The organism is Streptomyces sp. NPDC008317, assembly GCF_042955955.1.
GTDB lineage: Bacteria > Actinomycetota > Actinomycetes > Streptomycetales > Streptomycetaceae > Actinacidiphila.
This window is the reverse complement of sequence record NZ_JBIBFQ010000002.1, coordinates 38,413-59,840: the sequence shown is the minus strand read 5'-3', so window position 1 is coordinate 59,840 and position 21,428 is coordinate 38,413. Positions and strand designations below refer to the sequence as shown.

General features: G+C 73.4%; 21 protein-coding genes, 1 pseudogene and 1 riboswitch. Of the genes and pseudogenes, 11 read left to right on the top strand and 11 right to left on the bottom strand.

Features of this window, described 5'->3' with window-relative positions:
- Positions 1-9: 9 nt before the first annotated feature.
- The 4 genes from ACFY9V_RS05390 to ACFY9V_RS05375 form a co-directional block, all read right to left on the bottom strand.
- Positions 10-1,551, bottom strand: coding sequence for a cobyric acid synthase (locus ACFY9V_RS05390; RefSeq protein WP_391159645.1), 1,542 nt, complete (start codon positions 1,549-1,551; stop codon positions 10-12).
- The gene (locus ACFY9V_RS05385) at positions 1,548-2,633 is read right to left on the bottom strand and encodes a cobalamin biosynthesis protein (protein WP_391159643.1); all 1,086 of its coding nucleotides are present in this window, start codon (positions 2,631-2,633) and stop codon (positions 1,548-1,550) included. The genes ACFY9V_RS05390 and ACFY9V_RS05385 overlap by 4 nt, the downstream gene beginning before the upstream one ends.
- Positions 2,634-2,792: 159 nt before the next feature.
- A riboswitch (cobalamin riboswitch) is annotated at positions 2,793-2,922 on the bottom strand.
- Between the two features lie 115 nt (positions 2,923-3,037).
- Positions 3,038-3,313: a hypothetical protein gene (locus ACFY9V_RS05380; protein ID WP_391159641.1), complete on the bottom strand. Its 276-nt coding sequence runs from the start codon at positions 3,311-3,313 to the stop codon at positions 3,038-3,040.
- A 54-nt stretch (positions 3,314-3,367) separates the two neighbouring features.
- On the bottom strand, positions 3,368-4,618 hold the full coding sequence (locus ACFY9V_RS05375; RefSeq protein ID WP_355333739.1) for an inorganic phosphate transporter: 1,251 nt from the start codon (positions 4,616-4,618) through the stop codon (positions 3,368-3,370).
- A gap of 196 nt (positions 4,619-4,814) precedes the next feature.
- Between ACFY9V_RS05375 and ACFY9V_RS05370 the strand changes: the two genes are divergently transcribed.
- From ACFY9V_RS05370 to ACFY9V_RS05360, 3 genes are all read left to right on the top strand, one after another.
- Entirely contained in the window at positions 4,815-5,477 is a 663-nt protein-coding gene (locus tag ACFY9V_RS05370; protein WP_391159639.1) for a class II aldolase/adducin family protein, read from the top strand.
- 184 nt (positions 5,478-5,661) lie between these two features.
- Complete coding sequence (locus tag ACFY9V_RS05365; RefSeq protein WP_391159637.1) at positions 5,662-6,777, top strand: prolyl oligopeptidase family serine peptidase; 1,116 nt, start codon at positions 5,662-5,664, stop codon at positions 6,775-6,777.
- 168 nt (positions 6,778-6,945) lie between these two features.
- A complete protein-coding gene (locus ACFY9V_RS05360; protein WP_391044183.1) occupies positions 6,946-8,325 on the top strand; it encodes a hypothetical protein in 1,380 nt (459 codons plus the stop codon).
- Positions 8,326-8,392: 67 nt separating this feature from the next.
- Here the strand turns inward: ACFY9V_RS05360 and ACFY9V_RS05355 are convergent, their stop codons facing one another.
- Entirely contained in the window at positions 8,393-9,286 is an 894-nt protein-coding gene (locus tag ACFY9V_RS05355; RefSeq protein WP_391159635.1) for a neutral zinc metallopeptidase, read from the bottom strand.
- A gap of 275 nt (positions 9,287-9,561) precedes the next feature.
- Between ACFY9V_RS05355 and ACFY9V_RS05350 the strand changes: the two genes are divergently transcribed.
- From ACFY9V_RS05350 to ACFY9V_RS05340, 3 genes are all read left to right on the top strand, one after another.
- A complete protein-coding gene (locus tag ACFY9V_RS05350; protein ID WP_355333726.1) occupies positions 9,562-11,160 on the top strand; it encodes an ABC-F family ATP-binding cassette domain-containing protein in 1,599 nt (532 codons plus the stop codon).
- A 420-nt stretch (positions 11,161-11,580) separates the two neighbouring features.
- Entirely contained in the window at positions 11,581-11,802 is a 222-nt protein-coding gene (locus tag ACFY9V_RS05345) for a helix-turn-helix domain-containing protein (RefSeq protein WP_188281871.1), read from the top strand.
- A gap of 91 nt (positions 11,803-11,893) precedes the next feature.
- Entirely contained in the window at positions 11,894-12,685 is a 792-nt protein-coding gene (locus tag ACFY9V_RS05340) for an enoyl-CoA hydratase-related protein (protein ID WP_391044191.1), read from the top strand.
- A 41-nt stretch (positions 12,686-12,726) separates the two neighbouring features.
- Here ACFY9V_RS05340 and ACFY9V_RS05335 read toward each other — a convergent pair whose 3' ends face one another.
- Positions 12,727-13,494: a nucleopolyhedrovirus P10 family protein gene (locus ACFY9V_RS05335; protein ID WP_391160566.1), complete on the bottom strand. Its 768-nt coding sequence runs from the start codon at positions 13,492-13,494 to the stop codon at positions 12,727-12,729.
- 140 nt (positions 13,495-13,634) lie between these two features.
- On the opposite strand from ACFY9V_RS05335, the gene ACFY9V_RS05330 reads away from it, so the two are divergent.
- The 5 genes and pseudogenes from ACFY9V_RS05330 (at position 13,635) to amaP (ending at position 16,327) form a co-directional block, all read left to right on the top strand.
- Positions 13,635-14,132, top strand: a complete 498-nt coding sequence (locus ACFY9V_RS05330) for an Asp23/Gls24 family envelope stress response protein (RefSeq protein ID WP_355333717.1) — start codon at positions 13,635-13,637, stop codon at positions 14,130-14,132.
- Between the two features lie 59 nt (positions 14,133-14,191).
- Positions 14,192-14,392, top strand: coding sequence for a hypothetical protein (locus tag ACFY9V_RS05325; protein WP_188281874.1), 201 nt, complete (start codon positions 14,192-14,194; stop codon positions 14,390-14,392).
- Positions 14,392-14,763 (top strand): Asp23/Gls24 family envelope stress response protein, encoded by a 372-nt coding sequence (locus ACFY9V_RS05320; RefSeq protein ID WP_355333713.1) that lies wholly within the window; start codon positions 14,392-14,394, stop codon positions 14,761-14,763. Before ACFY9V_RS05325 ends, ACFY9V_RS05320 begins: the two co-directional genes overlap by 1 nt.
- 416 nt (positions 14,764-15,179) lie before the next feature.
- Positions 15,180-15,722 (top strand): annotated as a pseudogene (locus ACFY9V_RS05315) (DUF6286 domain-containing protein); the annotation flags it as partial.
- Between the two features lie 8 nt (positions 15,723-15,730).
- Positions 15,731-16,327, top strand: coding sequence for an alkaline shock response membrane anchor protein AmaP (gene amaP, locus ACFY9V_RS05310; RefSeq protein WP_391159633.1), 597 nt, complete (start codon positions 15,731-15,733; stop codon positions 16,325-16,327).
- Positions 16,328-16,394: 67 nt separating this feature from the next.
- Here amaP and ACFY9V_RS05305 read toward each other — a convergent pair whose 3' ends face one another.
- From ACFY9V_RS05305 to ACFY9V_RS05285, 5 genes are all read right to left on the bottom strand, one after another.
- Positions 16,395-17,156, bottom strand: a complete 762-nt coding sequence (locus ACFY9V_RS05305; protein ID WP_391159631.1) for an SDR family oxidoreductase — start codon at positions 17,154-17,156, stop codon at positions 16,395-16,397.
- Positions 17,157-17,158: 2 nt separating this feature from the next.
- Positions 17,159-18,949, bottom strand: a complete 1,791-nt coding sequence (locus ACFY9V_RS05300) for a glycoside hydrolase family 15 protein (RefSeq protein WP_391159630.1) — start codon at positions 18,947-18,949, stop codon at positions 17,159-17,161.
- A 91-nt stretch (positions 18,950-19,040) separates the two neighbouring features.
- Positions 19,041-19,889, bottom strand: coding sequence for an SURF1 family protein (locus ACFY9V_RS05295; protein ID WP_355333702.1), 849 nt, complete (start codon positions 19,887-19,889; stop codon positions 19,041-19,043).
- 97 nt (positions 19,890-19,986) lie between these two features.
- Positions 19,987-20,232, bottom strand: coding sequence for a hypothetical protein (locus tag ACFY9V_RS05290; RefSeq protein WP_188281880.1), 246 nt, complete (start codon positions 20,230-20,232; stop codon positions 19,987-19,989).
- Between the two features lie 179 nt (positions 20,233-20,411).
- Positions 20,412-21,419 (bottom strand): DEDDh family exonuclease, encoded by a 1,008-nt coding sequence (locus ACFY9V_RS05285; protein WP_391044202.1) that lies wholly within the window; start codon positions 21,417-21,419, stop codon positions 20,412-20,414.
- Between the last annotated feature and the right edge of the window lie 9 nt (positions 21,420-21,428).

Genomic DNA, 21,428 nt, shown 5'->3' with positions numbered 1-21,428 from the left:
GGTTGCCCTTCACGGCGCGCCCGGTGGCACGAACGGCAGGTCGGGCGGCGGCCCCTGCTCGATCAGCCGCAGCAGCGCGCCGGTGTCCGCGTGCTCCTCGATCAGATCGCCCAGCCGGTCCAACTGCGCCTCGCGCAGCGCCCCGAAGGACGTGTCGTGCGCCGGGACGAAGCGCCGTCCGGCGGCGGCGGCCACCCGGCGCAGGAACGCCCGGCGGAAACCGTCGCTCTCCAACGAGCCGTGCCAGTGCGTGCCCCACACCGCGCCGACCCGGCAGCCGTCGAGGAACTCCTCGTCACCGCCCAGGACTTCGGCCACCCCGTGGTGGATCTCATAGCCCTCGACGCGCTCCCCGTACGCCGTCCCGACCGGCCTGGCCAGCGTCTTCGCGGCGGCGAAGCGCACCCGGACCGGCAGCAGGCCAAGACCGGGGACGGAGCCCGCCCGCGACTCGACGTCGTCCTCGATGCGGTCGGCCAGCATCTGGAAACCGCCGCAGACACCCAGCACCGGACGCCCCTCGGCGGCCCGCCGTACGACGGCGTCGGCCAGGCCGCGCTCACGCAGCCACTCCAGCGCCCGCACGGTGCCGCGCGTGCCCGGCAGCACCACGAGGTCGGCGTCGGCCAACTCCTCGGCCCGGTCCACGAACCGCACCACCACCCCCGGCTCCGCCGCGAGCGCGTCCACGTCCGTGAAGTTCGACATCAGCGGTACGGCGGCCACCGCGACCCGCAGCAACTCCGCGCCGTGCGGCGGCGCGACCACCGATTCATGGGCGGCGCGCGGCGACACGCTCCCCCGAACTCCGCCCCGGGGGACCCCCAGCCCGTCCTCCTCGTCGATGCCCAGGCCGTGGGCGAACGGCAGCACGCCGAGCGTCGGCCGGCCGGTCAGCTTGTGCAGCATGTCCAGACCCGGCCGGAGCAGCGAGACGTCACCGCGGAATTTGTTGACCAGATAGCCCGCGACCAGCGCCTGGTCCTCGGGCGCGAGCAGCGCCGTCGTCCCGAAGAAGGACGCGAAGACGCCGCCGCGGTCGATGTCGCCTACCACGACCACCGGCAGTCCGGCCGCGCGGGCCACGCCCATGTTCACGATGTCGGTCCTGCGCAGATTGATCTCGGCCGGGCTGCCCGCGCCCTCGCAGATCACCGCGTCGTACCGGCCGCGCAGCTCTTCGAGGCAGCCGGTGACCGTGCCCAGCAGATCGGCCTGCCGTCCGCCGTGGTAGCCGCGCGCGCTCAGTTCGCCCACGGCCTTGCCCAGCACCACGACCTGGCTGCTGCGGTCGCCGCCCGGCTTGAGCAGCACCGGATTCATCAGCGCCGACGGCTCCACGCGGGCGGCCTGCGCCTGCATCGCCTGTGCCCGGCCGATCTCAGCGCCCTCCCGCGTCACGAACGAGTTCAGCGACATGTTCTGCCCCTTGAAGGGGGCCACGCGTATGCCCTGCCGCACCAGCCACCGGCAGATCCCCGCCGTCACCACGGACTTGCCCGCGTCCGAGGTCGTCCCGGCGACCAACAGGCCGCCCCCGAGGGCCGTCACGAGGTCCCCCCGGCGCCGGAGAGGGACCGCGCCCGGCGCGACACCGTCGGACTCCACCCTCGTGCGTCCCGCCGCCGCGGCGGACGTACCCCCACGCCGACGGCACGTCCCCCGAAGGGCCGTTCCCCCGGCCGGCCGTGGCCCGGCGCCGAGCCGCCCCGTATCGCCGCCGTCAGGACGGAGAGCGCCGCCGCGGCGGCCGAGACCCGCCGCGACAGCCGGACGGCCCTCGCGATGTCGGCCGGGGCCGGGGCCGGGTGTTCGGCGCCCAGGACGGCGCGGTGTTCGGTGCGGCCGGCGTAGGAGAGGGTGCCGCCGAGACGCAGGCGCAGGGCGCCGGCGAAGGCGGCTTCCACGGGTCCCGCGTTGGGGCTGGGGTGCGCGGCGGCGTCCCGGCGCCAGACGCGCAGGGCGGTACGCGGCGAGGGCCCGGCGAGGACGGCGAGCGCGGCGGTGAGGCGGGCGCCGGGGTAGCCGACGACGTCGTCCAGCCGCGCGGCGGCCCAGCCGAACCGCAGGTGGCGCGGCGACCGGTGACCGACCATCGCGTCGAGCGTGTTGACGGCGCGGAAGCCGACCAGCCCCGGCACCCCGCCCCACGCGCCCCACACCAGGGCCCCGACGACCGCGTCCGAGGTGTTCTCCGCGACCGACTCGACCACGGCGCGCGCGATCCCCGCCGCGTCCAGGGAATGCGGGTCGCGTCCGCACAGGTGCGGCAGCCGGGCGCGCGCCGCCTCGATGTCCCCGGCGTCGAGCGCGGCGGCGACGGCCCGCGCCTCACGGGCCAGTGACGTCCCGCCCAGCACCGACCAGGTGGCGGCGGCGGTCAGCGCGACGCGGAGCGCGACGGAGGACCGTACGGCCCGGTCGGCCAGCGCGGCGGCACCCACCGCGCCCCCGGCGCACAGCACGGCGTACACCGCCCCACTGCCCCGGTCGTCACGCCACATCCGGCGCTCCAACGCGCCCGCCGCGCGCCCGAACACCGCGACCGGATGGCCGCGACGCGGGTCGCCCGCGACGAGATCGCCGAGAAAGCCGAGTGCGGCGCCGTACGCGAACACGCGATCGGCACGCACCGGTTCAGCCCGCGTCCACGCCGTCCAGGTGAAGTGCCGGACAGGGTGGCGTACTTGTGCGCACCTGCGTGCGGTGGTCCGTGACGAGTCGAGCGCAGCCGGGCATGGCAGAGGTCCTCACTCAGGGTCCGCGCCCTGGTTCGACGTGACCGGCGGTGAGAGTCTCCTGGCTCCCGGATCTACGCACTCCCGGCCTTCCAACCGGATTTCCGGCCGTGACGTACGGGTTGGGAGTGCACTCCCCGGTGACAGTGGCGGGACCGCGCCGGATTCGCACCGGACTTCCTCTCCTGCCGCCGCATGGCCTCCGCAGTCCACCACGTGCGCGCAGGCAGGTCAACTCACCGTTGACCTGGGAAGACGGAGTGTGGCGAGGTCCACATCCGCCGCCGAAACCCGTGAGTTCAGGCCACGATCAGATAGATGCCGTACGAGACCGCCGCGGCGCACACGGCGAAGCAGGCGTAGCCGCCGGTCCGGGCGAGCAGGGCGCCCCCGTGCGAAACGGAGCCGGACCCGGCTGCGGCGGGGGAGCCGGAGCCGGAGCCGGAGTCGGACGCCGGAGCGGAGCCGTGCTTGGTGAGGCCGACGATGCCGAGGGTGAACAGGCCGACCAGGCCCACGGTCGCCACGAGGGTGACGCCGAAGACCGTGCCGAGCGCGTGCCAGTCGATGCTCATGAGGGGGTCCCTGGGTCCTTGAGGTAGAGCGGGGAGGCGCGGGGGAGGGGCAGGTCAGGCCGTGGCGGGTGCGCCGGGAACGGTGTCGGAGGGGGCGCCGGGCGCGACGGTCCCGGCGGGCGGCGGGATGACGGCCGCGATGGCCGCGGTGACCGCGCCCTGCGGCTCGACCGCCGCGTCCGGACCGGCGGCCGGGTCGCCGTCCAGGTCGTTGACGTTGGCGTGCGTGACCGGCTTGCGGCGCGACGCCGTACGGATGACCGCGCACACGGCCAGGCCGAGGACCGCCACGGCGGTGACGCCCCAGGTGCCCTCGTCGGCCAGCAGCGCGGCGCCGGCCGCGACCAGGCCGGCGGCGGGCAGCGTGAGCCCCCACGCGGCGACCATGCGGCCCGCGGTGCTCCAGCGGACCACCGCGCCCTTGCGGCCGAGGCCCGCGCCCATCACGGAGCCGGAGCAGACCTGCGTGGTGGACAGCGCGAAGCCGAGGTGCGAGGAGGCGAGGATGGTGGCCGCGGCGCCGGTCTGGGCGGCGAAGCCCTGCTGCGGCTGGATGTCGGTGATGCCCTTGCCCATCGTGCGGATGATCCGCCAGCCGCCGATGTACGTACCGAGCGCGATGGCGCTGCCCGCCGAGACGATGACCCACAGCGGCGGGTCGGCGTGCGGGGCGACGACGCCGCCGGTGATCAGCGCCAGCGTGATGACGCCCATCGTCTTCTGCGCGTCGTTCGTGCCGTGCGCGAGCGAGACCAGGCCCGCGGAGGCGATCTGGCCCGCCCGGTAGCCCTTGGAGGTGGCCTCGGGGTCGGCGTGGCGGCCGATCCGGTAGGTGAGCCGGGTGGCGAGCGTGGCGGCGAGACCGGCCACGATCGGCGCGGCGACGGCCGGGATGAGCACCTTCATGACGACCGCCTCGCCGTGCACACCGTGGGTGCCGACCGAGACGAGGGTGGCGCCGATGAGGCCGCCGAACAGGGCGTGCGAGGAACTGGACGGGAGTCCGGCCAGCCAGGTGAGCAGATTCCAGACGATCGCGCCGACGAGCCCGGCGAAGATCACTTCCGGTCTGATGCCGGAGGACTCGTCGATGATGCCGCCGGAGATGGTCTTGGCGACCTCCACCGAGAGGAAGGCGCCGACGAGGTTGAGCACGGCGGACATGGCCACCGCCGTCTTTGGCTTGAGTGCGCCGGTCGAGATGGTGGTGGCCATCGCGTTGGCGGTGTCGTGGAAACCGTTCGTGAAGTCGAACACGAGTGCGGTGACGATCACGATTCCGATCAGGAGCGTGATGTGTTCCATGTACCCAGGCATTCGTTTGATCGGACAGTGGCGAGGCGACCGTACGGAGAGCGGATGAACGGAAGATGAACTGACGGCGGCTTTGTGGTGCCGGAGCGGTCGGGCGGCCTCAGTCAGTATCAAGCCGATCCGGCCGATCGGACCCCTCGGGGAGGCGATCCGCGCCCGCCGGGGGCCGGGCGGTGATAATGCCCGTGTGCAGGACTCCTTGGAGAAGGCTTGGTCGGACGTGGTGGACACCGCCCGGCGCACGGTCGCCGACGGGCTGGTGGTCGGCACCTCGGGCAATGTCTCGGCCCGCGTCGGCGATCTCGTGCTGGTCACCCCGACCGGCGTCCCCTACGACCGGCTCGGCCCGGCGGACGCCGTAGTGGTGGATCTCACGGGCCGCCGCCTCATGGGGGAGCTGCGGCCGACCAGCGAACTGCCCATGCACCTGGCCGTCTACCGCGCCACCGACGCCCGCGCGATCGTGCACACCCACGCCGCGCACGCCACCGCCGTCTCCACCCTCGTCGACAAGCTGCCCGTCATCCACTACATGGCGGCGGCCCTCGGCGGCCAGGTCAGGGTCGCGGACTACGCCACCTACGGCAGTGAGAGGCTGGCCACCGCCGTCCTCAAGGCGCTCCGCGACCGCACCGGCTGCCTGATGCGCAACCACGGCACCCTCGTGTACGCCGACACCCTCGACAAGGCGTACGACAACACCGCCCAGCTGGAGTGGATGTGCCGCGTCTGGCTGCTGGCCGGATCGGCCAACGGCCACGAGCCCCGTACGCTCCCCGGCCGCGAGCTGGCCAAAGTCGCGGAAAAGCTGCGCGGCTACGGGCAGGGCGCGCCGGAGCCCGCCGACTAGACGACTCGGGCCGCCGCTTCTCCACCGTCTCCACACACGCTTCTCCACACACGCTTCTCCCCGCGCCCGCCGCGCCCGGCCGCCCCGCACCCGCCGTCCGCCCCCCGTACGCCACTCGCCCCTACGTCACCCGGCCGCCGCCGTCGCCTGGCCGCTTTCGGCCGACGCGTTCACACTGGAAGAGATGCGTACCCGAACCGCGGTGGCCATGGCAGCCACCACCGTGCTGGGTGCCGGAACGGCCGCGCTGGCGGCCGGCCGGTACGGATCCCGCTTCGCCCTGAGGCCGTCGCTGAGAGGCCCGGTGCCCGAGGGCGACGTGACGCTGCACAGCGTGACCGCGGACCAGGTGGTGCTCACCCGCACCCTGTCCTCGGCCCGCCCCGGCGTCTGGGGCCTGACCGGCGACGATCTGCACGCCGCCGTCGGCGACGTGCTCGACCTGACCCCGTACTCGGTGACCCGGCGGCTGCTGAGCGTCCAGCACGGCGCCCTCACCCCCGGCGCCCGGGTCCGGCTGACCCCGCAGGCGTGCGCGGGCGACCCCGGCAGCGCCCTCGGCCTGGACCACACCGAGGTCCTGCTGCGCGGCGAACTCGGCCCGCTGCCCGCCTGGTTCGTGCCCGGCGCCCGCGACACCTGGGTGATCGCGGTGCACGGCCTCGGCGCCACCCGCGAGCACCCGCTGAACGTGGCGACCGCCCTGCACGCCCACGGCCTCCCGCAGCTCCTGCTCGCCTACCGCAACGACCCCGGCGCCCCCGCGTCCCCCGACGGCATCGGCCACCTCGGCGCGACCGAATGGCGCGACCTCGACACGGCGATGCGGTACGCGGTCGAGTACGGCGCCCAGCGGCTGGTGCTCTTCGGCTGGTCCACCGGCGCCACGATGGCCCTGCACGCGCTGGCCGGGTCCCCGGTACGCGACCGGGTCAGCGGCCTGGTGCTGGACTCGCCGGTGCTCGACTGGGAGGCCACCGTCCGCGCCGCCGCCGAGTCCAACGGCGTCCCCGACGCGCTGATGCCGCTCGCCGTCCGCGCCGCCGAGGGCCGTACCGGCCTGCTCCCCGAGCCGGTCGCCGCCGCGGCGGACCCGGCGCGGCTGACCGTTCCCACCCTGCTCGTGCACGGACCGGGCGACACCCTCGCCCCGTGGGCCGCCTCCCGCGAACTCGCGGCCCTCCGAGCCGACTTGGTGACCCTCCACACCGTGCCCGACGCGCCGCACGCGGCGATGTGGAACGTCAACCCGGCGGACTACGAGGAGACGTTGCGGCGATTCCTCACACCACTGATGTGACCGGTGTCAAGACCGCCCCATCAGGGTGAGAGCCGCCCCGGAAACCCCCGCTGAGCTGCGATAACGCGCGCCCGAAGGGGCCCGGAAGAGCGCCCCCGGGGCACCCTTGTAGATCATCGGGCCGGGTTCCGTTTGGGATTATGGGCGCTCACCGGAGAGACTTCTCCAGTGACGTCCCGTAGCCCGCGAGACACTCCGCTCCGCCTTGTCCCCCGACGGCCGCTCACCGCCGCCCGCCGGACCGCAACGACGCGCCGGTCCAGACCCCCGCGGCCGCCCGAGGGCACGCCGCCGCTGCCGCAGCTCGCCCGGCTGGCCCGCGCCGAACTGGCCGACGCCGCACGGCTCGCGCGCTGGGCCGGCACCGGCCCCGGCACCGCGGGACCGACCGGCATACTGCCCGACGACGCCGCCGCGCAGGCCGCAGCGGCGCTCGACCTGACCCGGCCCCAGATCCGTACCGCATGGGACCGGGCGCGGCTGTCGGGGCTGATCGAACTGCACGGCGGCACCGCACGGCCCGGCTGGCGGCTGCGGGCCTGGGACACCGACGACACCGCCGTGCTGCGCGGCTGGGTCGCGCTCTTCGACGCCTGGTCGCTGGCCCACCCCTTCCTGCCGGGCCCGCAGGCCGGCCCCGATCCGGCGCTGGTCGCCGAAGTCATCGAGGCCGCACCGCAGTTGCTGTCCTTCCTGCACCTGTCCAACGAGCCGGTGCCGATCGACACCCTGCTCGACCTGCTGCGGCAGCGCGTCGCGGAGCTGCGCGCCGAGCGGCACGAACCGCCCGCCGACGGCGCGGGCGACGCCCCCGATCCGCTGCCCGCGCTGCTCGACTGGACGCTGGACGCCGTCGCCCGGGTCGGCGCGCTGCGTCCCCGCGACCCCAAGCGCCCCGACGAGGTCACGCTCACCGCGATCGGTTCCTGGGCGGTGTGGGTCAAGCTGGAGCAGATCTGCGTGGCCGCGCAGGGCCCCGCGGGACACATGGAGCAGTCCGCCGAGACCATGCTGCGGGCCAGCGCCCGCCTCTCGCCGGGTCCGGCCCGCGCCGAGTACCGCGCCTGGCTGGCCGCCCGCCCGGTCGCGCTGGCCGTCGGCGAGTTGCTGGACACCGCGCGCGGCGACGACGCCCTGCTGCGCGGCCTCGCCTTCGAGGCGCTGCGCGTGGTCGGCGACCCCGCAGAGCCGGCCGTCCGCGGCGTGGTCGAGGAGCCGACGCTGCGCCCCTACGCGGTGCTGTGGCTGGCGGAGTTGGACGGCGGCGACCCGGACACCGCGACCGGCCTGCTGACCCGCGAGGAGGCCACCTGGCTGTGGATCGACACGGCCGCGGCCGTCGCCGACCACGGCGAGGACCACCTGCTCGTCAGCCACCTGGAGACCGCCGTCCAGGGCTCGGTGCCCGGGCTGCTCGAAGAGGTCCGCAATGTCGGCCACCCCAGGACCGTCCAGGTGCTCGTGGCGCTCGCCGCCGCGCACCCGGACCCCGCCCTGGCCAAGGCGATGCGCAGGGCCGCCTTCCAGGTCCACACCGGCGAGACCTGAGCCGCCGCGAGCGGTACGCGACCCCCGCGCCGTACAGCGCGCGGGGACCCGCACCGCCCGCCGGTCCTCAGCCGAAGGTGTTGCAGGCCGCCAGGTCCCCGTTCCTCAGCCCGGTGGTGAACCACTGCTGACGCTGCGCCGCGGACCCGTGCGTCCAGGCGTCCGGCGTCACCCGCCCCTGCGCCCGCGACTGGATCGTGTCGTCGCCGACGGCCGCCGCCGCGTCGAGACCGCGCGCGATGTCGTCGGGCGTCACCGCCGTGATCAACGAGGTGCCGGTGGCCGGATTGAGGGTCCTGGTGGCGTTCTTCGCCCACAGCCCGGCATAGCAGTCGGCCTGCAACTCCACGCGTACGGACGCGCTGTCGGCTCCGCTGCGGCCGTCCTGGGCCGCGCTCAGAACACCCGTCAGATTCTGCACATGGTGGCCGTATTCGTGCGCGACGACATAGCTTTCGGCGAACGGCCCGCCTTTGGCGCCGAATTGGGTCTGCAACGTCTGGAAGAAATTCAAGTCGATATAGACCTTGCGGTCCGCCGGGCAGTAGAACGGCCCGGTCCGCGGGTCGGCCGGACCGCAGTCGGTGCTCACCGGAGCGTCGAAGAACACCGTCGGCGCGGGCCGGTACGCGGCGCCGCGGCGGCTGAACTCGGCGGTCCAGTACGCCTGCACGCTGTTGACCACGGCCACGATCCGGCACTGCTCCTGCGCGTTGGCGTCCCGCCCGGTCGAACAGCTCCGCGCCAGACCGGCGCCGGCCGCGCGCGTGTCCGAGACGGTGTCGGAGCCGCCGCTGAGGCCGAGTTGGTCGGGGCTGATGCCCAGCACCAGGCCGATCACGACCGCGAGCAGCCCGGCGATTCCGCCGCCCACCATCTTCCCGCCGGGGCCGCCGCCCGAACCGCCCCGCCGGTCCTGGACCTGCGAGGTGTCGAGCGGAGTGTCGTCGTCGAACCGCATGTGCCGATTATGTGTGATGTGCCCCACTTCGGCGCACCGGTGGCCGGGTACCGGCGCACCGGTGGCCGGGTACCGGCGCACCGGTGGCCGGGTACCGGCGCGCCCCTGACCGGGGGCGGGGGCAGTCGGCCCCGCAATGCCCGTGCCCCCCGGCGCGGTAAACCGTTTGCCGGCCGCCGGTAGACTGAGCCCCATGGCAGTTCTATTCCTCGATTAGCCACGGCGTACGACCTCGCGCCCGTTTCCGTCGTCCGTCCTGTCCTGGAGCTTTTCCCGTGATCACTGCCACCGGCCTTGAGCTGCGCGCCGGCGCCCGCATCCTCATCGAGTCCGCCTCCTTCCGTGTCGCCAAGGGCGACCGCATCGGCCTGGTCGGCCGCAACGGAGCGGGCAAGACCACCCTGACCAAGGTGCTCGCGGGGGAGGGCCAGCCCGCCGCAGGCACCGTCACCCGCAGCGGCGAGGTCGGCTATCTGCCGCAGGACCCGCGCACCGGGGACCTCGACACCCTCGCCAGCGACCGCATCCTGTCCGCCCGCGACCTCGACACCGTCCTGCGCAAGATGCGGGAGAACGAGGAGCGGATGGCCAACGGAAAGGGCGCCACCCGCGAGAACGCGATGAAGAAGTACTCGCGTCTGGAGACGGAATTCCTCACCAAGGGCGGATACGCCGCCGAGGCCGAGGCCGCCACCATCGCCGCCGCGCTCGGACTGCCCGACCGCATCCTCGGGCAGCAGCTCCACACCCTCTCCGGCGGTCAGCGCCGCCGCGTCGAACTGGCCAGGATCCTCTTCTCGGACGCCGACACCCTGCTCCTGGACGAGCCCACCAACCACCTCGATGCCGACTCCATCGCCTGGCTGCGCGACTACCTGAAGACGTACCGCGGTGGATTCATCGTGATCTCGCACGATGCCACCCTCATCGAGACCGTGGTGAACAAGGTCTTCTACCTGGACGCCAACCGCTCGCAAATCGATGTGTACAACATGGGCTGGAAGCTCTACCAGCAACAGCGCGAGGCCGACGAGAAGCGCCGTAAGCGCGAGCGGGCCAACGCGGAGAAGAAAGCCGCCGCCCTGAATTCACAGGCCGACAAGATGCGTGCCAAGGCCACCAAGACGGTCGCCGCGCAGAACATGGCGCGCCGCGCGGAGAAGCTGCTGTCCGGCCTGGAGGCGGTACGCGCCTCCGACAAGGTCGCCAAGCTGCGCTTCCCCGACCCCGCCCCGTGCGGCAAGACCCCGCTGATGGCCGAGGGCCTGTCCAAGTCGTACGGGTCGCTGGAGATCTTCACCGACGTCGACCTCGCGATCGACCGCGGCTCGCGGGTCGTCATCCTCGGTCTGAACGGCGCGGGCAAGACCACGCTGCTGCGCCTGCTGGCCGGTGTCGAGCAGGCCGACACCGGCCAGGTGACGCCCGGACACGGCCTCAAGCTCGGCTACTACGCGCAGGAGCACGAGACGCTCGACCCGGACCGCACCGTGCTGGAGAACATGCGGTCGGCCGCGCCCGACACCGATCTGGTGGAGATCCGCAAGATCCTCGGCTCGTTCCTCTTCTCCGGCGACGACGTCGACAAGCCCGCCGGGGTGCTCTCCGGCGGCGAGAAGACCCGGCTCGCGCTCGCCTCGCTCGTCGTCTCCAGCGCCAATGTGCTGCTGCTCGACGAGCCCACCAACAACCTCGACCCCGCCAGCCGCGAGGAGATCCTGGGCGCGCTGCACACCTTCACCGGCGCGGTCGTCCTGGTCACCCACGACGAGGGCGCCGTGGACGCGCTCCAGCCGGAGCGGATCATCCTGCTGCCGGACGGCGTGGAGGACCTGTGGGGCCAGGACTACAAGGACCTGGTCTCGCTGGCCTGAGCCCCGGCGGCGCCCGGCCGGGCGCCGCCCCGCGCGGGGCGCGGGGCGGCTCAGAGGCCCGCACCCGCACGAAGTGATCATGTCGATTCGATCATTCGGCCCACTGATCATCCTTCATCTGCGTGAGTCCGGCTCGTACCGCGCGCCCACGGGGCGCGGTACGGGCGACCGCCGCCGTGATCAGTGGTGTGACGTCGGAGAACTCCTTACCGACCACGGCTGACCTGCCGCTATTGCCCGCACACCCTTCTCCGTACGGAATTGCCGCCCCGGAAAAGCCGCTCCCGGCCCCTTCGTACCGGCGTATCCAGGCATTCCTCCGGTGAATGTCCCGTGATGGACCTTGTCGAATGGGTGGCCAGGAACGCCCTTAGGGGTGATCATGAGAGTCCATAGCGCACTTCCCTGGAGGAGGCACGGGTGGCCGAGACTCTGAAGAAGGGCAGCCGGGTGACCGGCGCCGCGCGCGAGAAGCTCGCGGCAGACCTGAAGAAGAAGTACGACTCCGGTGCGAGCATCCGGGCGCTGGCCGAAGAGACCGGCCGCTCCTATGGATTCGTGCACCGGATGCTCAGCGAGTCCGGCGTGACCCTGCGCGGTCGCGGCGGTGCCACACGGGGCAAGAAGGCCGCCACGGCCTGAGGGCTCCGCGAGTATCAAGGGCCGGGGGCGGTCCGGCGGGTCCGGTTGGTTACTCTTCGGTAATCCAGTCCGGTCCGCTCGGAGGTGCCCAGTGCCCGACGCCAAGATCCTGCTCGAACGTGACGGAGTCCGGCTAGCCGTCGACGACTCCGTCGCGCACATCACCCTGTGCAATCCGGCCAAGCGCAACGCTCAGTCGCCCGCCCTGTGGCGTGCCCTGACCGAGGCGGGCCAGTTGCTGCCGGGACAGGTACGCGTCGTCGTGCTGCGCGGTGAGGGCGTGTCCTTCTCCGCGGGCCTCGACCGCCAGGCGTTCACGCCCGAGGGCTTCGACGGTGAGCCGTCGTTCCTCGACCTCGCGCGTGGCTCGGAGGCCGGACTCGACGCTGCCATCGCCACGTACCAGGACGCCTTCACCTGGTGGCGGCGGACCGACGTGATCACGGTCGCCGCGGTCCAGGGCCACGCCATCGGCGCGGGCTTCCAGCTCGCCCTCGCCTGCGATCTGCGCGTCTGCGCGGACGACGTGCAGTTCGCCATGCGCGAGACCGGTCTCGGCCTGGTCCCCGACCTCACCGGCACCAAGCCGCTGGTCGAACTGGTCGGATACGGCCGCGCCCTGGAGATCTGCGCCACCGGCCGCTTCGTGCACGCCGACGAGGCCGAGCGCACCGGCCTGGCCAACCTCGTCGTGCCCGCCGCCGAACTCGACGCCGCCGTCACCGACCTGGTCGGCGCCCTGCTCGCGCCGCCGCGCGACGCGGTCGTCGAGACCAAGGGCCTGCTGCGCGGCGCCGCCTCCCATACCGAGAAGGAGCAGTACGCGGCCGAACGCGCCGCCCAGGGCCGCCGCCTGCGCGATCTGGCGGGCGTGGGCGAGTAGCCGCCCGTCCGCGCCGGACGTCCCACGGGGCGCGGGAGGGATCAGCCCGCGTCCGTCACCACGATGGCGGTACGCACCGGACCGGGCGCGCCCTCGGCCGCCGCGACCGCGACGGCGGCGGCCACCGACCGGGCCACCTCCAGCGGCCGGTGGCCCGGCGACACCGCGATCTGCACCTGGACGCGGCGGCCCGGCGCCTCGTCGGAGCCCGCCGAATCCCCGGCCGAATCCGCCGCCGTGTCCTGGATCCGCACACCGGAGCCGAGGCCGACGGGCCGCCTGCTCAGCCGTACGACACCGGGCACGGTCAGCGCCGCGGTTGCCACGGCTTCCGCGAGGCCACTGGGGTCGAGCGGTACGGGAGCCTCGTCGCCGTCCGGCTCCGCGTCCTCGGCGCCCGCCAGCTCGCTCACGGGCGCGTCGTCACCGTCCAGCAACCCGGTGACCTGGAGGTCCACCTCCGTCACGGCGATGCCGAGCCCGTCGCGCGCGGTCGTCCACAGCACGTCGCGCAGCCGGTCGGCGGCCTGCGGCAGCGGCTCGTCGGCGGTCGCCTCGAACGACGCCTCGATCCGTACCGGCAGGTGCGGCAGCGCGCCCACCGGACCGGACTCCGGCGCCTCGCCCCCGCTTTCCGCCAGCGTCAGGGACACTCCGCCCAGCCGTACCCCGGACAGCCCCGCGGTCGTCCACCGCAGCGCGCGTACGGCCGCGCGCTCGGTCATCCAGGCGTTGTCGTCGGGGGTGCCGAGCGGGAGCAGGCGGCCCAGCGCGACCTGCTCCCGTACGGTCCGGGCCAGTCGGTCCATGGTCACCAGATATCGCCTTCCGCAGGCCGACCACTCTCTTGGGGGGTCGGAACAGCCCTCTCGCCGGTTCCCCGCAGCGCGCGGGGGCATGCGCACATAGTGTGGGGCACGGAGCAGCCCATACGAAGGGACGACTCGCGATGACGGACACCGCACAGTACGACCGGCCGGAGCCCGAGGGCTCGTCAGCGGCCGAGGGCAGGACCCTGGACAAGGGCAGCGCGGGCGGGCGCAAAGCGCTCGGCGACCCGGCCACGCGCGGCCGCACGACGATCGCCGACGGCGTGGTGGAGAAGATCGCCGGACTCGCCGCCCGTGACGTGGTCGGCGTGCACGCGATGGGCACCGGCCTGTCGCGCACCTTCGGCGCGGTCCGCGACCGCGTGCCCGGCGGCACCAAGTCGGTGTCGCGCGGCGTGAAGGCCGAGGTCGGCGAGGTGCAGACCGCGCTCGACCTGGACATCGTCGTCGAATACGGCGTGTCGATCGTCGAAGTGGCCCGCGCCGTACGGGAGAACGTGGTCAACGCCGTGGAGCGGATGACGGGTCTCGAGGTCGTCGAGGTCAACGTCGCCGTGGGCGACGTGAAACTTCCCGACGAAGATGACGACGACGAGCGTGAGCAACGGGTCCAGTAAGGGTCCAAGCCAGTGCAGACGGAGATGGTCAACACGACCAATGGGACGGAGTGCGGACGATGAGCATGGCGGTGATCGGCCTGGCCGTCGGAATGGCGCTCGGATTCGCCGGGTATTTCGGCGGGTTCGGTGCTTTTCTGCTGGTGGCGGCGCTCGGCGCGGTCGGTTTCGTGGCGGGCAAATTCCTCGACGGCGACCTGGAACCTGGGGAGTTCTTCCGCTCGCGTGACCGTGGCCGCGACCGCGACCGGCGGCGCTGATGGGGACAGCCGTCCCCGCACCGCTGCCCGCGGCCGACCGCGGGGCACTGCGGATCGCGGACCGGGTGGTCGCGAAGATCGCCGCCCAGGCGGCCGGCGAGGTCCTGACGGACGCGCCGGGCGCCGCACTGGTGCCGAAGGACCACTCCCCGCACGCCTCGGTCTCGGTCCGCAAGGACAGCGCGCGGCTGCGGCTCACCCTTGAACTGGGCTACCCCACCGACATCGGCTCGGTGTGCGGCTCGGTGCGCAGCCATGTCACGTCCCGCGTCGAGGCGTTGACCGGCATGTCGGTTCCCGAGGTCGCGGTCGAGGTGGAGCGGTTGCACTCGGCCGCCGACCGCCGCAAGGACGAGGGAAGGGTCCAGTGAGCGACAGCGAGAGTCCCTGGAAGAAGCCGAACGCCGGCGCTGAGCCGGGACAGGGGGAGCGGCGGGGCCCCGAGCAGGGTCCCGACGACGACCGCTCCCGGCGGACTCCCGAGCACGGCTCGGAACACGCTCAGGACCAGGAATACGGGGCCTCCGAGTACGGCTCCGAGCAGGCTTACGGGCAGGCTTCCGGGCAGGCTTCCGAAGGGGACGACGGCGGCGCCGAACACGGCTCGGAGTCCGGATACGCGGCGGCCGAGCAGGGGCCGGGCGCGGGGTACGGTCCGGCGTCCGGTCCGGGATCGACCCCCGCGGGCGGAACCCCCGGCGTCCTCGCCGGAGGCGACACGCTCACGGACCCCGCCACCCGCACCCTTGAGCCGTACGCCCTGACCGCGGATCAGACCCCGGTCAAGGCACGCCGGTTCTGGGCCGGACGCCGGGTGCCCGCGGCGATCACCGCCGCGGTGCTCCTCGGGATCGCCGGTCTCTTCCTGTACGACATCGCCGCCGTCCGCGCCGACCGGCGCGCGATGGCCTGGCGGACCCGGCTCGCCGACGAGCTGGCCACCCGCCACCTGGACAACGTCTGGGTGATCGTCGGCGCCGCCGTGGCCGCCGTGCTCGGCCTCTGGCTGATCCTGCTGGCCCTCACGCCGGGCGAGCGCGGACTGCTGCCGATGACCCGGCGCGGCGAGAACGGCGTCCGCGCCGGACTCGACCGGCACGCGGCCGAACTGGTGCTGCGCGACCGGGCGATGGAGGTACCGGGCATCCGCTGGGTACGGGTCAAGGTCGGCCGCCGCCGGATCACGGCGCACGGCTCCTCGCACTTCCGCGAACTCGACGCGGTGCGCACGGACCTGACGAACGCGCTGGGCAACGCCGTACGCCAGCTCGGCCTCGCCAAGCCGCCACAGCTCCACGTCCATGTCCAGCGCGCAGAGAAGAAGGGGTGACCGGGCGGATGCGTACCGTACTGAACCGGGTCCTGCTCGCGCTGACCGGACTCGTCCTGCTGGTCGTGGGCCTGTCCGTGCTGCTCGGCGGGCTCGACCTGCAACGCCGGTGGAATTTCACGATGCCGCACTGGTGGCCCTTCACCGGCCCCAAGGACGTGCTGCTCACCGCGCACGACAGGACCCGCTACCGCTCCGACGGCTGGTGGTGGCCGGTGGTCATCGCCGTGCTCGGCGTGCTCGTGCTCGCCGCTCTGTGGTGGCTGCTCGCCCAGGCCCGCACCCGGCGGCTGCGCCAGCTCCGGGTCGACAGCGGCGACGGACAGGGCGCGCTGCTGCGCGGCCGGGCCGTGGAGAACGTGCTGACCTCGGAGACCGAGGCGTACGACGGCGTGGAGTGGGCCAGAGCGGCGCTGCGCGGTAAGCGCGGCGCACCGGTCGCCCGGATAGTGCTGGGCCTGGCGGCCGACGCCACCCCGGACGAGGTGGTCGCCGGTCTCGACAGCGCGGTGCTCCACCGCGCCCGTACGTCGGCCGGTCTGGACAAGCTGCCCGCCGAGGCGCGGCTGCGCGCGGTCAGGCACCGCGCGGCGCGGGTCAGCTGACCCGGCCGCCCGCCCCCGCTCTCGCGGAGCCCCCACCGAGCCGTCGGTGGGGGCTCTTCGCGTCCCGTCACAGGGCGCGCTGGGCGCCGCCGTCCACCGGCAGCAGCACACCGGTCAGATACGACGCGGCGGGCGAGAGCAGGAAGGCCGCGGCCTTGCCGAACTCCTCGGGCGTGCCGTAGCGCCGCAGCGGGATCGTCGCGCTCGCCCTGGCCCTGGCCGCCGCCTCGTCGCCGCCGAGCGCGTCCAGCTCCCGTACCCGGTCGGTGTCGATCCGCGACGGCAGCAGGCCGACCACCCGGATGCCGCGCGGCCCCAGCTCGGCGGCGAGGGTCTTGGCGAAGCCCGCGAGGCCGGGCCGCAGACCGTTCGACATGGCGAGGCCGGGGATCGGCTCGCGGACCGAACCGGAGAGCACGAAGCCGATGACACCGCCGTCCGACAGCTCGGCCGCGGCGGCGCGGGCCAGCCGCACCGCGCCCAGGAACACCGTCTCGAAGGACCGCAGCCACTGCTCGTCGGTGCTGTCGGCGGCGGCGCCGGCCGGCGGTCCGCCGACGCTGATCAGCACCCCGTCGACCCGGCCGAAGCGCTCGCGGGCCGCCGTCAGCAGCCGCTGCGCCGTGTCCGGGGCGGAGTTGTCGGCCGCGATGCCCAACGCCGTGTCCTGGCCGCCCAGTTGCCCGGCCGCGGCGGCCACCGCCTCGGCGGTGCGCCCGGAGACCACCACCTTCGCGCCGTCGGCGACCAGTTCGCGGGCCGTGGCGAAGCCCAGGCCGCGGCTGGCGCCGGTGAGGACGTACACCCGTCCGTCGAGTCCGAGATCCATGGTCAGCAGTCCCTTATGGCAGGCACGCCCGACAGGGCGAGCGCGGTGTTGACGAGTCCGACGTGGCTGAACGCCTGCGGGAAGTTGCCCAGCAGCCGCCCGGCGACCGGGTCCCACTCCTCGGCGAGCAGCCCGACGTCGTTGCGCAACGTCAGCAGCCGCTCGAACAGTTCGGTCGCCTCGTCCTGGCGGCCGATCGCGTACAGCGCGTCCGCGAGCCAGAACGAGCAGGCCAGGAAGGCCCCTTCGGAGCCGGGCAGCCCGTCCACGCCGACCGCGTCCGGGGTGTAGCGGCGGACGAAACCGCCGAGGTCCAGTTCGCGGCGGACCGCCTCCACCGTGCCGATCACGCGGCGGTCGGTGGGCGGCAGGAATCCCACCTGCGGGATGAGCAGCGTCGCCGCGTCCAGCTCCTCGGAGCCGTAGGACTGCGTGAAGGTGTTGCGCCGCGCGTCGTAGCCCTTCTCGCAGACCTCCGCGTGCACCTGGGCGCGCATCGAACGCCACAGCGCCACATCGCCCTTGAGCCGCGGCAGCGCCTCCACGGTCCGCACCGCGCGGTCGGCGGCGACCCAGGCCATCACCTTGGAGTGCACGAAGTGGCGGCGCGGGCCGCGGACTTCCCAGATGCCCTCGTCCGGCTGGTGCCACGCGGACTCCAGGAAGTCCATCAGGGCGCGTTGCAGATTCCAGGCGTGCGGCTCGTCGCGCATCCCGGCCGCCCGTGCCAGGAACAGCGAGTCCAACACCTCGCCGTACACGTCGAGTTGGAGCTGTCCCGCGGCGGCGTTGCCGATCCGGACCGGCGCCGAGCCCTCGTAGCCGCGCAGCCACGGCACCTCGTACTCCGTCAGCCGCCGCTCGCCGCCGATGCCGTACATGATCTGGAGGTCGGCCGGGTTGCCCGCCACCGCGCGCAGCAGCCAGTCGCGCCAGGCGCCCGCCTCCTGGAGATAGCCGCCCTCCACCAGGGCGTTGAGGGTCAGCGCCGCGTCACGCAGCCAGCAGTAGCGGTAGTCCCAGTTGCGGACCCCGCCGATCTCCTCGGGCAGCGACGTGGTCGCGGCGGCGGCGATGCCACCGGTGGGCGCGTACGTCAGCGCCTTGAGCGTGATCAGCGACCGCACCACGGCCGACCGCCACGGCCCCTGGTAACGGCAGCGGGCCGACCACTCGTCCCAGTCGGCCAGGCTGTGGTCCAGCGCCTCGTACGGGTCGAACCGGCGCGGGCGCTTCTCGTGCGAGGGGTGCCAGGTCAGTATGAACGCGACCCGGTCGCCCTCGGCGACGGTGAAGTCGGAGTACGTGCGCATATCCTTGCCGTACGCCCGGACCGGCGGGTCGCTGCGCAGCCAGACCGAGTCGGGGCCCGCGACGGCCACCCGGTGCCCGTCGGCGCGCCGCATCCACGGCACGACCGCGCCGTAGTCGAACCGCAGCGTCAGCTCGGCCCGCATGTCGACCTGGCCCGACACGCCCTCGACGATCCTGATCACATCGGGCGCCCGGTCGCGCTGCGGCATGAAGTCGGTGACCTTGACGGTCCCGGTCGGGGTCTCCCAGAAGGTGTCGAGCACCAGCGTGTCGCCCCGGTACGAGCGGTGCGAACACGTCCGCGCGCCCGTCGGCGCCAGCAGCCAGCGGCCGTTGCCCTCGTCGCCGAGCAGCGCGGCGAAGCAGGCGGCCGAGTCGAAGCGGGGCAGGCACAGCCAGTCGATGGAACCGTCCCTGCCCACCAGCGCGGCGGTCTGGAGATCGCCGATGAGCGCGTAATCCTCGATACGTCCTGGCACGGTGCCGCCTCGCCGCCTTCCGGTGGTCCTCGCCTCGCCCGGACACGGTGTGCGCCGGGCCCTCGTCTCCGTAGCGTGCGCGGGCGGGGCGTCAGACCGCTACCGGAACGCTGCCCTCGGGTTCCTGCGGGCTCTCCGGATTGTCCTGCTTCTCGCGGGCCGCGAGCCGTTCGGCGCGCTCGCGGCGCAGCAGCACCACCCAGCCGACCGGCACCATGCCCGTGAACAGCCACCACTGGATCGCGTACGCCATGTGCGGGCCGATGCTGCTGTGGTCGGGCTCGGGGATGAGCGCGGGCTGGTGCGGACCGGGCTTCGGCGTGATGGACACCAGCTCCATGTAGCCCGAAAGCAGCGTCTGCGGCATGTACTTCGCGTCCACGGTGCTGCTGATCAGCATGATCTGCCGGTCCGGCAGGCCCGAGCGGTTGCGGATGCCCGTCGACGACGTCGTCTCGTCGGGGCGCAGCCGCCCGGTGACCGTCACTTCGCCGGACGGCGGCGGCGTGATCTTCGGGAACGCGGTCGGGTCGTTGCCCGGCGAGATCCAGCCCCGGTTCACCAGCACCGCGCGGCCGTCGGCCAGCACCAGGGGGGTGATCACGTGGTAGCCGACCTCCTGGCCGCCGCCCGACGTGTCGTCCGAGCCGTCGTTGCCCGCCGTCCGGTGCCGGGCCACCACCTCGTGCGCCGTGTCGAAGTGCCCGGTCGCCGTCACCGACTTGTACAGATCGGTCTTCGGCAGCACGGCACCCGGATGTGTCACCGACTCGACCTCGACCGGGGCGGCCTTCAGGCTCGCCGCGATGATCTTGTTGTTCGCCACCCGGTGCTCGTGCCGATGGAGCTGCCAGAAGCCCAGTCTGACCATGGTGGGCATCATGACCAGACCGAGGAGGGTGAGGATCACCCATTGGCGGGACCAGAGGAAGCGGTACACCCCACGACGGTACAACTCGGTCGGGGCGGGGCTTCCGGAGGGGGGCCTCAGGCGGGGGCGGCCGTGGTCGGACGGGGTGCGGGGCGGCCGGCCGGGCTCAGGCGATCGAGCCGACCTTGTCCACGATCCCGGCCGCGCCCTCCGCCTTCGCGCAGTGGCCGCCGCAGTACCAGTGGCCGTCCACCTCCACGCCGTGGCCGACGATCCGCACCCGGCAGTGCTCGCAGATCGGCGCCATACGGTGGATGGCGCACTCGAAGCTGTCGAAGACGTGCACCGCGCCTTGGGCGTGCACTTCGAAGCTCATGACGTAGTCGTTTCCGCAAACCTCGCATCGGGCCATGTGCCCAGGCTGCTGCCGTGAGCGCGCCGGGGCAACGCGGGAGGCCCCGCGTCGCGCGAGAGTCACCTGGATGGAGCCCCGCACGGCCCGCCCGACGCGCTAGCCGTGCCCGCTCGCCGCGCTCGACGCGCTCGCCCGGTCCGCCCGGCCCGCTAGCCGTGCACGCCCGGTCCGATGCCCTAGCCGTGCACGCCCGCCGCGGGGGTGACGGCCTTCAGGAGTTCGGTGAAGCGGGCCTCGTCGATGACCGGGGTGGCGAACTGGCGGGCCTTGACGGCCTTCGAGGTGGGGGAGTCCGGGTCGTTCGTGACCAGCAGGCTGGTGAGGCGGCTGACGCTGGAGGCGACGTGGAGCCCGGCGTCGGTGGCGCGGTCCTCCAGCAGCTCGCGGTCGATGCCGGTGTCACCGGAGAAGGCGACCCGCATCCCCTGGACCAGGGGCCCGTCGGGAGCGAGGCGGCCGGGGTTGGGATACGGGCACGCGGGCCGTTTGCGGGCCGGGCGCCAGCCGGTGGCGCGGTACGAGCCGGGCCCGTAGGAGGCGCCGGGGCGCGGCGAGGGGACCGTGTCGGAGCCGTCGACCCACTCGGTCAGCGGGCGGCAGGTGTGCAGCGGCAGGGGGAGACCGGCCGCGGCGGCCAGGTGCAGGCTCGGGCGGAACGCCTCGGCCAGGACGCGCGCGTCGTCGAGGGCGTGGTGGGCGCGGCGCTGCTCGACCCCGTAGTGCGCGGCCAGCGACTCCAGCTTGTGGTTGGCCAGGGGCAGCCGCAGCTCCTTGGCCAGGACGATGGTGCACAGCCGCTGCTCGACGGGTGCGACGGACCGGGCGCGCGCGTACTCGCGGGCGAGCATCGACCAGTCGAAGACCGCGTTGTGCGCCACCAGGACGCGCCCCGCGAGGCGTTCGGCGAGCTGGTCGGCGATCTCGGGGAAGAGCGGGGCGTCGGCGAGCATCGCGCTGGTGAGTCCGTGGATCCACACCGGGCCGGGGTCGCGCAGCGGGTTGACGGGCGAATACCAGTGGTCCTGCACCTCGCCGCGGGCGTCCAGCCGGTACACCGCCGCGGACACTATCCGGTCGTCCCGGCCGAGCCCCGTGGTCTCGACGTCGACCACGGCGTAACCGTCCGGATAGGCGGGAGGCCACGGGGACGGCGGCGGTGTCTGGGCGGCCAGGTTGTCGAGCATGGTCACAGA

Excerpts from the sequence above, each read along its gene's own strand:
- ACFY9V_RS05305 (WP_391159631.1), bottom strand. The coding sequence starts at position 17,156 with ATGGATCTCGGACTCGACGGACGGGTGTACGTCCTCACCGGCGCCAGC.
- ACFY9V_RS05330 (WP_355333717.1), top strand. The coding sequence starts at position 13,635 with ATGACGGACACCGCACAGTACGACCGGCCGGAGCCCGAGGGCTCGTCA.
- ACFY9V_RS05335 (WP_391160566.1), bottom strand. The coding sequence starts at position 13,494 with ATGGACCGACTGGCCCGGACCGTACGGGAGCAGGTCGCGCTGGGCCGC.
- ACFY9V_RS05355 (WP_391159635.1), bottom strand. The coding sequence starts at position 9,286 with ATGCGGTTCGACGACGACACTCCGCTCGACACCTCGCAGGTCCAGGAC.
- ACFY9V_RS05325 (WP_188281874.1), top strand. The coding sequence starts at position 14,192 with ATGAGCATGGCGGTGATCGGCCTGGCCGTCGGAATGGCGCTCGGATTC.
- ACFY9V_RS05285 (WP_391044202.1), bottom strand. The coding sequence starts at position 21,419 with ATGCTCGACAACCTGGCCGCCCAGACACCGCCGCCGTCCCCGTGGCCT.
- ACFY9V_RS05320 (WP_355333713.1), top strand. The coding sequence starts at position 14,392 with ATGGGGACAGCCGTCCCCGCACCGCTGCCCGCGGCCGACCGCGGGGCA.
- ACFY9V_RS05290 (WP_188281880.1), bottom strand. The coding sequence starts at position 20,232 with ATGGCCCGATGCGAGGTTTGCGGAAACGACTACGTCATGAGCTTCGAA.
- ACFY9V_RS05375 (WP_355333739.1), bottom strand. The coding sequence starts at position 4,618 with ATGGAACACATCACGCTCCTGATCGGAATCGTGATCGTCACCGCACTC.
- ACFY9V_RS05380 (WP_391159641.1), bottom strand. The coding sequence starts at position 3,313 with ATGAGCATCGACTGGCACGCGCTCGGCACGGTCTTCGGCGTCACCCTC.
- ACFY9V_RS05365 (WP_391159637.1), top strand. The coding sequence starts at position 5,662 with ATGCGTACCCGAACCGCGGTGGCCATGGCAGCCACCACCGTGCTGGGT.
- amaP (WP_391159633.1), top strand. The coding sequence starts at position 15,731 with ATGCGTACCGTACTGAACCGGGTCCTGCTCGCGCTGACCGGACTCGTC.